The organism is Segeticoccus rhizosphaerae, from assembly GCF_009192725.1.
Lineage (GTDB): Bacteria > Actinomycetota > Actinomycetes > Actinomycetales > Dermatophilaceae > Segeticoccus > Segeticoccus rhizosphaerae.
Genome location: NZ_VOHR01000102.1, coordinates 1 through 11,599 on the forward strand (window position 1 = coordinate 1; position 11,599 = coordinate 11,599).

Genomic DNA, 11,599 nt, shown 5'->3' on the forward strand with positions numbered 1-11,599 from the left:
GCCAAGACGATCGGGCGGGGCGAGCCGGCGGCGCTGTGCAGCCACCGCCCCGTGCTGCCAGACCTGCTGTCGGCGCTCGCCGCCTCGGCCGGGGACGACGTCACGCGGGACGCGCTCACCGGTGCCGCGGAGCACGGCATGGGCAAGGGGGAGGTCCTGGTCGCGCACCTGCGCGGCACCGGCGAGGCCTCTCAGGTGGTCGCCGTGGAGCGTCACGGGGCCGCGTGACCCCCTATCACCACCGGCTCCACTGACGCCAGACCCTGGCGGCCTCGTTCACCGGATCATCCCCCGGCGGCCAGCCGCCCGGCGACGACTGCTCTCGCGTCATTCACGCGGCGTTCACCTGCGAGAGGGGATCGCGTCACCGGGCCTGCCTAGCGTCCCTCTCGACAGGCCAACTGGTCTGCCCCGAAGATCGAGAGGTACGAACACCGTGAAGATCCAGCGTTTCGGCCGGATGTCGGCCGTCGCCCTCGTGGGTGCGCTCGCTCTGACTGCCTGCGGCTCGGACAACAACACGACGTCGGCCAGCGGGACCGCGGGAGGCGGCGGCTCGACGGCCAACATCGACTGCGCCGCCGGTGAGGTCCAGGCCGAGGGGTCGTCGGCCCAGAAGAACGCCATCGAGCTCGCGATCAAGAACTACCAGTCCGCCTGCGCGGAGGCGACCCTGAGCTACAACCCGACGGGATCCGGTGCCGGCATCAAGCAGTTCATCGCCGGACAGGTCGACTTCGCCGGCTCCGACTCGGTGCTGTCCGACCAGCCCGAGGAGGGAGTCGTCGAGACCGAGGACGCGGCCAAGACCTGCGGCTCCCCCGCCTGGAACCTTCCGATGGTGACGGGCCCGATCGCCATCACCTACAACGTCCCCGGCGTCGACAAGCTGGTCCTCACCCCCGACGTGGCGGCCCAGATCTTCCAAGGCAGGATCACCACGTGGGACGACCCCGCGATCGCCAAGATCAACCAGGGCGTGAAGCTGCCCGGCACCAGGATCTCGGTATTCTTCCGCGCCGACGAGTCCGGCACCACGGAGAACTTCACCAAGTACCTGTCGGCCACCGCGAAGGACCTCTGGACCGCAGACCCCTCGAAGGTCTGGTCCGGCAAGGGTGAGGGCAAGAACAAGTCGGCGGGTGTCGCCAGCGCGGTCAAGTCGACGGAGGGCGGCATCACCTACGCCGAGTGGTCCTACGCGGTCGACAACAAGCTCGACATCGCCCAGATCGACAACGGTGCCGGCCCGGTCGAGCTGAACAGCCGGACGGTCGGCAAGGCGGTCGACGCGGCGAAGAACGTCGGCAAGGGCCACGACATCCGGCTCGAGCTCGACTACGCGACGAAGGAAAAGGGTGCCTACCCGATCCTGCTCGTGACCTACGAGATCGTCTGCTCCAAGGGCCAGGACGAGGCCAAGACCAAGCTGACCAAGTCGTTCCTGTCCTACTTCTCCTCCAAGGACGGCCAGAAGTCGCTCGAGGCCGCGGGCTACGCGCCGCTGCCCGAGGAGGTCCGCACCAAGGTGTCCGCCTCGGTCGACGCCCTCTCCTGAGCCGGCCACACACCTCGAGAGGCAGGCCACGATGTCCGGTACGACCGGCGCAGCACCCACCGCCAGGCGCGACCCCTTCGGGGGTGGCCCGTCCGACCCGCAGGGGACGAGGAAGACCGGACGGCTCGGCGACCGCCTCTTCGGCGGAGCGGCTCGCGGCGCCGGCCTGCTGGTCATCGCGATCGTCGTCCTGGTCGGAGTATTCCTGCTGTCCCGGGCCGTCCCGGCCCTGCTCGACAACCGAGCCAACTTCCTCACCTCCACCGAGTGGAGCGTGGGCGGGGAGAGCCAGCGGTTCGGGATCGCCACGATGCTGTGGGTCACCGTCGCCAGCTCCGTCGTCGCGATGGTGATCGCGGTGCCGCTCGGGGTCTCCGTGGCGCTGTTCATCACCCAGTACGCGCCGACCTGGCTGGCACGTCCCGCCGCCGGTTTGGTGCAGCTGCTCGCGGCCGTCCCGTCCATCGTGTTCGGCATCTGGGGTGCCTACGTCGTGGGGCCCTACTTCGAACCTGTGCAGAACCTCCTGAACAGCGTCCTGGGGTGGACCCCCTTGTTCTCGGACACCACCGTGAGCGGGTCGAGCACGATCCTGTTCGCGGGAGTGGTCCTCGCCATCATGGTGCTGCCGATCGTGACCGCCATGTCGGGTGAGATCTTCGCGCAGACCCCGACAACGCACCGCGAGGGCGCCCTCGCTCTGGGCGCCACGAAGTGGGAGATGATCCGCACCACGGTGCTGCCCTTCGGCAAGCCCGGTGTCATCAGCGCCGCGATGCTCGGTCTGGGACGGGCGCTCGGCGAGACCGTGGCCGTCATGATCATCCTGTCGGCTCTCGCCGACGGCACCGCCTGGTCCTGGTCGCTGCTGAACGGCGGCGAGACCTTCGCCTCCAAGATCGCGAACGGGGCGCCCGAGTTCACGACGCCGCTGCAGACCGGGGCCTACATCGCGGCCGGGCTGGTGCTGTTCGTCCTCACCTTCGTCGTCAACGCGATCGCCCGCGTCGTGATCAACCGCAGGAAGGCGTTCACCGAATGACCATCGTGGACACCGGCATGGACACCGCAGTCCAGGAGACCCGGGACGGGTCGGCTCGGCGACGGCTCACCTCCGGCCTCGGCCCGAAGGCCGCGGGCCGACGGGTGCGCGACGAGCTGGCCCGCGTCGTGATGTGGCTTGCCTTCCTGGTCGCCCTGGTCCCGCTCGTCTGGATCCTCGGCAGCGTGCTCGTCAAGGGCGGCCACATGCTGTTCGAGTCCACCTGGTTCACCCACTCGCAGCGCAACATCACCTCCAGCGACGTGGGCGGCGGCGCGATCCACGCGATCCAGGGCACCCTGATCCAGGGTGCGGCCACCGCCTTGATGGCGGTCCCGATCGGCGTGTTCACCGCCATCTACCTGGTGGAGTACGGCCGCGGGGCTCTCGCCCGGGCGGTGAGCTTCATGGTGGACATCCTCACCGGCGTCCCCTCCATCGTCGCCGCGCTGTTCATCTATGCCGTGTGGGTCACCACCTTCGGCTTCCAGCGGGTCGGGTTCGCCGTGGCGCTGTCCCTGGTGCTGCTGATGGTTCCCGTGGTCGTCCGCTCCACCGAGGAGATGCTCAAGCTGGTGCCGAACGAGCTGCGCGAGGCCTCCTACGCGCTCGGCGTGCCGAAGTGGAAGACGATCGCGCGGATCGTCATCCCGACCGCCTTCTCCGGGATCGTGACCGGGGTCCTGCTGGGTCTCGCGCGGATCATGGGCGAGACCGCGCCGCTGCTCATCCTCGGCCCCTACACCAAGAACATCGCCACGAACCTTTTCAGCGGCAACATGGCCACCCTCCCGACCATGATCAACCAGGACCGCGTCGAGGCCCTCCAGCCGGCGCTCGACCGGGTCTGGGGCGCAGCGCTCACCCTCATCCTGCTCATCCTCCTGCTCAACGTCGTCGGCCGGATCATCGCGCGCTTCGGCGCGGTGCGCACCTGACGACTGACACGGCATACCGGACTGGACCTGAAGACCACCCCGCACGAAAGCGAACACATCACATGGCCAAGCGAATCGACGTCAAGGACCTCAACGTCTACTACGGGGCGTTCAAGGCGGTCGAGGACGTCACCATGACGGTCGAGCCGCGATCGGTGACCGCGTTCATCGGCCCGTCGGGATGCGGCAAGTCGACCTTCCTGCGCACCCTCAACCGGATGCACGAAGTCGTCCCCGGCGGCCGGGTCGAGGGTCACGTCATGCTCGACGACCAGGACCTCTACTCCCCGAAGGTCGACCCCGTCGCGGTGCGCCGCACGGTCGGCATGGTCTTCCAGCGGCCCAACCCGTTCCCGACCATGTCGATCTTCGACAACGTGGCAGCCGGTCTGCGCCTGAACGGCCTGCGCGACAAGAAGCGGCTCGCCGAGCGGGTCGAGACGTCCCTGCGCGGCGCGCACCTGTGGAACGAGGTCAAGGACCGGCTGGACAAGCCCGGCGCCGGCCTCTCCGGGGGGCAGCAGCAGCGGCTGTGCATCGCCCGGGCCATCGCCGTGCGGCCGTCGGTGCTGCTGATGGACGAGCCGTGCTCGGCGCTGGACCCGATCTCGACCCAGGCGATCGAGGACCTGATCGGCACGCTCAAGTCCGACTACACGATCGTCATCGTCACGCACAACATGCAGCAGGCGGCCCGGGTGTCCGACCGCACGGCGTTCTTCAACCTCGCGGCGACGGGAAGGCCCGGTCGGTTGGTGGAGATGGACGACACGCAGAAGATCTTCAGCAACCCGACGCAGCGGGCCACCGAGGACTACATCTCCGGCCGCTTCGGCTGACCCGCGGCGCCCCCAGGCTCCCCACCCACCGTCCGTGCTCACGTCGGACTGCTTTGCTCACCTGAGGCCGTTTTTCACCCGGCCGGAAGCGGCCCTTCGTGAGCACGCCGCACCCTCCGTGCTCACGTCGGGCTGCTTTGCTCACCTGAGGCCGCTCCCGGCCCGCGGCGAAGCGGACTTTGGCGAGCACGTCAGGCGGTGTCCCGGCCGGGCGCCGAGGCCTGTGGATGGCAGCCGCGGGCCACCGCCTCGGAGAGCCAGACTGGCGAGATGCCCGTGGATCCACAGCTGCCTCCCGTCTTCACACGTTCGATGGCGCTGGCGGCCGGCATGAGCCGTCATCAGGTGTCCCACCGCAGTCGAGCGGGACGGTGGGTCACCCTGGGTCGCGGTGTCTACGCCCGCTCCGACCTGTATGACGGGCTGTCCGACCGCGACCAGCATCGTCTTGCGCTGGTTGGCACCTTGCTCGCGCGGCGCGGCGACGAGGTGGCCAGTCATCTCAGCGCTGCAGTCGTGTACGACCTGCCACTGCCGTTGACGGGTGCCGGCCGGGTGACCTTGACCAGCCCCGACCTGGACGACTGCACACGAGCGTCGGAACGGTTCGTTCGCCAGGTCGCCAGTCTGCCTGAGCGCGACCGCACCCACCGCACCGTGTCGTGCTGCGGCACCACCTGGGGTGTCCCGGTGACCTCCCCGGCGCGCACTGTCGCCGACAACTTGCGGCACCTGGGCCTGCCCGACGCAGTAGCCCTCGGGGACGGGGCGCTCCGCCGCGGCATCACCACCCACGACGCGGTGGCCGAGGTACTGACGCGTCAGGAGAGATGGCCCTACGCCGATCGCGGCAAACTCGCGCTTCCCCTGCTGGATCCCCGCCGAGAGACCTGGCTGGAGAGCTATTCCTTCGCCCGTCTTCACCAGTTGGGCATCCCGATGCCTGAGCCCCAGGTCACGATTCGCGACGGACACGGCCGGTTCGTCGCACGAGTAGACGGTTGGCTCCACGACTGGGGCGTAGTGCTCGAGTGCGACGGTCGCGAGAAGTACTTCATGGCCGACCTCGACACGCCGGTGGTGCGCACCTATCCAGCCGCGGTCCAGGACGCCCAGCGGCTCTTGGCCCGCAGGATGGAGTCCGAGAAGCGCCGCGAGGAGTGGTTGCGCGATCTGGGTCCGGAGGTCGTCCGCTGGGGAACGTCCGAAGTGCACCGCAGCCCGGAGACCATCGCGGACCGGATCAAACGGGCCGCCGAACGGGCGAGCCGGCGACCCTTCGTCGGACACGCGGAATACCTGCCGGCGCCCCCGTGGCTGATGCCGGCGGTGGGCAGGGCTGGTTGAGCCGACCCGCTGGACGTGCTGTGCGTGGGTTCGCGCCGGATCGTGCTCAGCCCAGACCGCTACCACGCGGTCTAAAGGCGGCCCTCAGCGAGCAAAGCGGCCGACCGTGAGCACTGACGGTTCGGCATGCTCAACCCAGACCGCTCCCGCGCGGCCCGAAGGCGGCCCTCAGCGAGCAAAGCGGCCGGGGGTGAGCAGGTTGGGGCGGGTGGGTCAGAAGAACTGGAGGATCAGGTAGGCGAAGGCGGCCACGATGCCGGCTCCGGGGAAGGTGACCACCCAGGCCGCCACGATGTTGCCGGCCACGCCCCAGCGCACCGCGGAGAGCCTCTTGGTCGCTCCGACGCCCATGATCGAGGACGTGATGGTGTGCGTGGTCGAGATCGGCGCGTGGAAGGTGAGCCCGGCCACGTAGAGGACCGCGGCGGCCGTGGACTCGGCAGCGAAGCCCTGTGGGGGGTCCAGGTGGATGATCTTGCGGCCCAGGGTGCGCATGATCCGCCAGCCACCGGAGTAGGTGCCTGCGGAGATGACCAGGGCCGAGGAGACCTTGACCCACCACGGGATCGTGCTCCCCTCGTGGTAGCCGCCGACCGTGAGGGCGAGCACCACGATGCCCATCGTCTTGGCAGCGTCCTGCAGGCCGTGGCCCAGCGCCATCGCGGCCGCAGACGCCGTCTGCGCGATCCGGAAGCCGCGCGACACCCGTCCCGGCTGGGCCCGGCGGAACAGCCACAGGATGACGGTCATCGCAAGGAACCCCAGGATGATGCCGACGACGGGCGACACGATCATCGGCACGATGATCTTCCAGAAGATGCCGCTCCAGATGACCGCCGTCCCCGCGGCCAGGGACGCCCCGGCCATGCCTCCGATGAGGGCGTGCGAGGACGACGAGGGCAGGCCGTACCACCAGGTCAGCAGGTTCCAGCCGATCGCGCCCACGAGGGAGGCCGCGACGATGATCAGCCCCTGGTGGCCGGCGGGCGGGTCGATGATGTCCGACCCGACCGTCTTGGCGACACCCTCACCTAGGAACGCGCCGAGCAGGTTGAAGGCCGCCGCCATGACGAGGGCGATGCGCGGGGTTAGGGCCCTGGTCGACACCGACGTCGCGATCGCGTTGGCGGCGTCGTGGAATCCGTTGGTGTAGTTGAACCCCATCGCCAGGGCGATGACGAGCGCTACGGGGAGCCATTCCACGGTCCGTCAGGACTCCTTGACCGCGATGCTCTCGACCGTGTTGGCCACGGTCTCGAACGCATCGGCGGCGGCCTCGAGCTCGTCGATCACTTCCTTGAGCTTGAGGATCGTGATCGCCTCGGTGCCGTTGTTGAACAGCTCCGCCAGCAGCCGGCGATAGGTCTGGTCGGCCTGGTTCTCCAGCCGGTTGATCTCGATCCAGTACTCCGCGAGGTCCTTCATCGACCGCAGCCGGGGCATCGCCTCGGCGGTGAGCTCCGCCATCCGCTCCAGCACCTCGACCTGCCCGGAGATGCCTGAGGGGAACTCACCGATCTGGTAGAGCACGATCAGGTCGACCGCGGCCTCCATGTGGTCCATGCAGTCGTCGAGGTTGGAGGCGAGGTCATAGATGTCCTCGCGGTCGAACGGCGTGATGAACGAGCTGTTGACCTTGCGCATGATCGCATGCGTGGACTCGTCCGCCGCGTGCTCGAGGTCCTTCATCCGCTGGGCGGAGCCCTTGCGGTCCTCCACCGGCACGCCGAGCATCGCGGTCAGCTCGCGGGCGCCATCCACCAGGTGGGACGCCGAGGTGGCGAAGAAGTCGTAGAAGCTCGTGTCCTGCGGCGTGAGTTTGAAGCGCACAAGAGACTCCGGTCATCGGGAAGGTGGCCTGCATGATGCTAGAGCCATGATGGCCCCGAAACACAACTCGGGCGCCCTCCCCCTGCGGCGGCACCCGTCCCACGGTGGGCGGCGACCCGCCCCAGCGTCAGGTTCCTCACACCCCCTCGCGCCTCGCTGATGCGCCTCAGAGGGGGTCGGTGGGCGCCTGCTGGGCGGGCTCGGTGCCCCCCGACGGCGCCTCTCCCGGGCGTCGGACGCCGAGGAGCCGGTCGATCTCCTCCTCGCTGAGGGTCCCCCGGTGCGCGCTGACCGCAGCGACGAGTGCGCCGACCAGTTCGATCTCCTCCTGCAGCGGCCTGTCGACGAGGTCGCCGTGCTGCCCAGCCGTCTCTTCCGACGGTGGATTGCGGTCAACTGCCATGGAGGTCAATGTACGGGGCGAAAGTGTGAGCCGGGGCTGAAACGCCCCACGGGACTGCGCCGGGTCCGTTGCGGGTCGGTGCGCCCTGCGAGAAGTCGCTCCGGGCGAGAGCTCGCTGCGCGAGGAGGCGTCCGTATAGGGGTTGCCCTGTGAGAAGTTGCGCCGGGCCGGGAGCACCTCTCGGTGCGTGGCCGCTCGTAGCGGCATAATGTGGGACCCGGGGCTGCCGCGGCCCGGCGCACGAGCACTGTAACCCGCCGATGCCCCTCGCTGTTCCCGCTACCCACAGGTTTCTCGGGCCACGCCGTCAGGTCAGGTTGCCGGCCCGCCACAGCCGGGCACAGATCTCGAGGTCCTCGGCCGTGGTGAGCATCGCCGCCGCCCGGCGTGTCTGGCTGCTCGCGCCCAGCGGGTCGTGGGCATCGCTGTCGTCGGCCCGGTTGGCTCGTCCGGCGGACACGACCCGGCAGAAGGCGGCGGCGCGTTCCAGCGCGATCGCGAGGTCGCCGTCGAAGACTCCCCGGAGGATCGCGTCGGTGAGCGCCTTGAGCTCGTCGGGCCCGGGTGGTTCGGCGAGCCCCGCCACGACGCGGGAGACGTCCGCGAAACGGATGCCGGCGCTGTAGTCCCCCGCCGCGCCGACCGGGTCGCGCCGCACCCACTCCTGCAGGCAGTAGAGCCGCCACAGCGCCCCCGGCAGACTCCGCGCCGGACGGTCGGCCCACAGCTCGGCCACCGTCGACAGGCCCAGCTCCTCCACCAGCCCGACCAGCCGGCTGGTGACCTCGGGGTCGTGCGCCGCGCGCCCGGTGCCGACCAGGACCGCGGCGGTCTCGTGCGCAACCTCACTGACCTGGGCCGGGTCCGAGGCACCCGACTGCGCGTCCAGCGCGTCCGGTCCGAACAGCACCGGTCGCCGAGGGACGGACCGCTCTCCATGATCTGCAGGCATTGCGACAGATTGTTTCACGCCACGGGGCAATCCTGCGAGACGAGAGCTGTATGACGAGCCGGCGCCAGCAGGGTGCGTCGGAGCAGGGGCGGCCCGACGGCGTGCCGGCCCGGCGGCACGCCCGACCGGCGGCTCGGTCACTCCGGTCCGAGCACGCAGGCCGTCTCGGCCTCGAGCACCACCACGCCGCCGGGAGTCAGGACCGCACCGTCCCTCCAGGCAGCGAGGATCTGCAGGGCAGAGTCCTGCTCCCCGAGGGTGAACGCCCGCTCATCAGTCGACAGGTTCACCAGCACCCGGTGCCTGCCGCGGTGCACCAGCACGGTCTGCTCGGTGACATCGTGCGTCACTCCCACCCGGTCGAGCCGGGGGTCCCGCAGGTCGGCGCGGGCACGGCGCAGGGCGACCAGCTCGGCATACCAGGCCAGCATGCGAGCGTGTTCGGGAGCCGCGCGCTCGTCCCAGTCCAGCCGGGACCGGGCGAGGGTGTCCGGGTGCTGGGGGTCGGGCACCCCGTCGCCCCAGCCGTGGGAGGCGAACTCCGCCCGGCGACCCTCGCGGATCGACTCGACGAGCTCGGGCTCCTGGTGGTCGGTGAAGAACTGCCACGGCGTGGACGCCGCCCACTCCTCCCCCATGAAGAGCATCGGCGTGTAGGGCGCGGTGAGCAGCAGCGCCGCGCCGCAGGCGACCCGACCGGACGAGGCGATCGCCGAGATCCGTTCTCCGTGAGCGCGGTTGCCGACCTGGTCGTGGGTCTGCAGGGACGCGACGAAGCGCCACCCGGGCGTCTCGGCCGGGTCGATCGGAGCGCCGTGGTGACGTCTCCGAAACGACGACCAGGAGCCGTCGTGGAAGAACGGCGTCGTCAGGACCTTGGCGAGCGCCCCGTCGACCGCGAAGTCGGAGTAGTAGCCGTCTGTCTCGCCGGTGAGCTGGACGTGCAGTGCATGGTGGACGTCGTCGGCCCACTGCGCGTGCAGGCCCGTGCCACCCGGGAGGCCTGGGCGGGATGCTCTCGGCAACACCGTGGCCGGATCGTTGCGGTCGGACTCGGCAATCAGCCAGAGCGGGCGACCGGCCTGCTCGGACAACGAATCTGCCTGTGCGGACAACGCTTCCAACAGAATTTGCGCTCGCGTGTCGTACAACGCGTGGACCGCGTCGAGGCGCAACGCGTCAAGACGGAAGTCGACGAACCACTGGCGCGCGTTGTCGAGGAAGAACTCCCTGACCCCGTCACTCCCCGCGCCGTCGAGGTTGACCGCGTCGCCCCAGGGCGTGGAGTAGCGGTCGGTGAAGTAGGGGCCGAACTCGCGCAGGTAGTTGCCGCTCGGACCGAGGTGGTTGTAGACGACGTCGAGGCAGACGCCGAGTCCCTTGGCGTGGCAGGCGTTCACGAAGCGTTGCAGCGCCGCAGGGCCGCCGTAGGGCTCGTGCACCGCATAGAGCGCCACGCCGTCGTAACCCCAGCCGTGCCGGCCCGGGAATGCCGCCACCGGCATCAGCTCGACCAGGTCGATGCCCAGGGCCACCAGGTGGTCAAGACGTTCGGTGGCGGCGTCGAGGGTGCCTGCCGGCGTGAAGGTCCCGACGTGCAGCTCGTAGACCACCGCACTGGCGAGATCGGTGCCGGGCCAGCCGCCGTCGCTCCACTCGAACTCGCCCGGGTCGAAGACCACCGACCAGCCGTGGACCCCGTCGGGCAGGTGACGCGCGCGCGGGTCCGGCCGTGGTTCGCCGCCGTCGAGGCTGAACGCGTATGCCGTGCCGGTCGCCCCCGGCGCCTCCAGTCGCCACCAGCCGTCCCCGGCTCGGGACATGGGCAGCCGATCGGTGCCGAGGAGCAGTTCGACCCGCTCGCGGTCCGGCGCCCAGACCGCGAACTGCCGTAGCGACTGGAGGTCGTCGCGCGAGCTGCTCATCGATCCGCGCCGTCGGCTGCCGACACGAGGAGGGCGACCGGCAGGTCCGTGAAGACATCCGACGGCGTCACCGGGCCGCCGGCCAGGCTTCGGCCGGTGAGCTCGTCGCGCCAGCGTCCTTCGGGCAGAGCAATCGTCGGCTCGACCGGGTCGATACCGGAGGCGGCGGCGTGTGGGAGCCGGCTGACCAGGACGGCCACCCCTCCGGAGCGGAGGAACCCGAACAGGTGCGACGGGGTGGCGAGCGGCGCGTAGGTCGCCTCGGCGCCGAACCACTCGGGGTGCTGGCGGCGCAGCCGCAGCGTCCGGCTGGTGACCAGCAGCTTCTCGCCGGAAAGGTCGTCCGGCGGGATCCCCTGCTCGAGGGCCTCGAGCCGGCGTGACCGGTCGGCGTAGTCGACCGGACGGCGGTTGTCGGGGTCGACCAGCGACAGGTCCACGACCTCACATCCCTGGTAGGTGTCCGGCACGCCGGGCAGGCACAGGCCCAGGACGGTGGTTGCGAGCACCGTGGCCCGGATGGCGTCGGCGTTGCTGCGGACGGCCTCTGCCACGACGTCCCGCAATGGTCCCGGGGCACAGGCCCGCTCGGCCAGGGTGAGGACGCGGCGCTCGTAATCGGGGTCGCCGTCGATCCACGCGGTGTGCTCCTTGGCCTCGCGCACCGCCTTGAGCAGGTAGTCGCGGAGCCGCTCGGGCTCGAGCGGCCCGGCGCCGACGAGCGTCTGCCAGAGCAGGTGGCCGGTGGGCCCGTCGACGCCGGCG

At 70.0% G+C, this 11,599-nt stretch carries 10 protein-coding genes and 2 pseudogenes; 6 read left to right on the forward strand and 6 right to left on the reverse strand.

Features of this window, described 5'->3' with window-relative positions:
• From FRW57_RS23165 to FRW57_RS10260, 6 genes and pseudogenes are all read left to right on the forward strand, one after another.
• Window positions 1-228, forward strand: a pseudogene (locus FRW57_RS23165) (phosphohistidine phosphatase); the annotation flags it as partial.
• Window positions 229-436: 208 nt separating this feature from the next.
• Window positions 437-1,558: a phosphate ABC transporter substrate-binding protein PstS gene (gene pstS / locus FRW57_RS10240; protein ID WP_202911542.1), complete on the forward strand. Its 1,122-nt coding sequence runs from the start codon at window positions 437-439 to the stop codon at window positions 1,556-1,558.
• Window positions 1,559-1,589: 31 nt separating this feature from the next.
• Window positions 1,590-2,600, forward strand: a complete 1,011-nt coding sequence (pstC, locus tag FRW57_RS10245; RefSeq protein ID WP_137121733.1) for a phosphate ABC transporter permease subunit PstC — start codon at window positions 1,590-1,592, stop codon at window positions 2,598-2,600.
• Window positions 2,597-3,538, forward strand: a complete 942-nt coding sequence (gene pstA, locus FRW57_RS10250) for a phosphate ABC transporter permease PstA (protein ID WP_238384692.1) — start codon at window positions 2,597-2,599, stop codon at window positions 3,536-3,538. Before pstC ends, pstA begins: the two co-directional genes overlap by 4 nt.
• Before the next feature lie 62 nt (window positions 3,539-3,600).
• Window positions 3,601-4,377, forward strand: a complete 777-nt coding sequence (gene pstB / locus FRW57_RS10255; protein ID WP_137121734.1) for a phosphate ABC transporter ATP-binding protein PstB — start codon at window positions 3,601-3,603, stop codon at window positions 4,375-4,377.
• 270 nt (window positions 4,378-4,647) lie between these two features.
• A complete protein-coding gene (locus tag FRW57_RS10260) occupies window positions 4,648-5,724 on the forward strand; it encodes a type IV toxin-antitoxin system AbiEi family antitoxin domain-containing protein (RefSeq protein ID WP_137121735.1) in 1,077 nt (358 codons plus the stop codon).
• 213 nt (window positions 5,725-5,937) lie between these two features.
• On the opposite strand, the gene FRW57_RS10265 is transcribed toward FRW57_RS10260, so the two are convergent.
• The 6 genes and pseudogenes from FRW57_RS10265 to FRW57_RS23170 form a co-directional block, all read right to left on the reverse strand.
• Window positions 5,938-6,927, reverse strand: coding sequence for an inorganic phosphate transporter (locus tag FRW57_RS10265; RefSeq protein WP_137121736.1), 990 nt, complete (start codon window positions 6,925-6,927; stop codon window positions 5,938-5,940).
• Between the two features lie 6 nt (window positions 6,928-6,933).
• Complete coding sequence (locus FRW57_RS10270; RefSeq protein ID WP_137121737.1) at window positions 6,934-7,554, reverse strand: DUF47 domain-containing protein; 621 nt, start codon at window positions 7,552-7,554, stop codon at window positions 6,934-6,936.
• 166 nt (window positions 7,555-7,720) lie between these two features.
• A complete protein-coding gene (locus FRW57_RS10275; protein ID WP_137121738.1) occupies window positions 7,721-7,957 on the reverse strand; it encodes a hypothetical protein in 237 nt (78 codons plus the stop codon).
• 307 nt (window positions 7,958-8,264) lie between these two features.
• A complete protein-coding gene (locus FRW57_RS10280) occupies window positions 8,265-8,909 on the reverse strand; it encodes a hypothetical protein (protein WP_137121739.1) in 645 nt (214 codons plus the stop codon).
• A gap of 137 nt (window positions 8,910-9,046) precedes the next feature.
• Window positions 9,047-10,834: a malto-oligosyltrehalose trehalohydrolase gene (gene treZ / locus FRW57_RS10285; protein ID WP_137121740.1), complete on the reverse strand. Its 1,788-nt coding sequence runs from the start codon at window positions 10,832-10,834 to the stop codon at window positions 9,047-9,049.
• A pseudogene (locus tag FRW57_RS23170) lies at window positions 10,831-11,599 on the reverse strand (malto-oligosyltrehalose synthase); the annotation flags it as partial. The pseudogene FRW57_RS23170 and the gene treZ, both read right to left, overlap by 4 nt.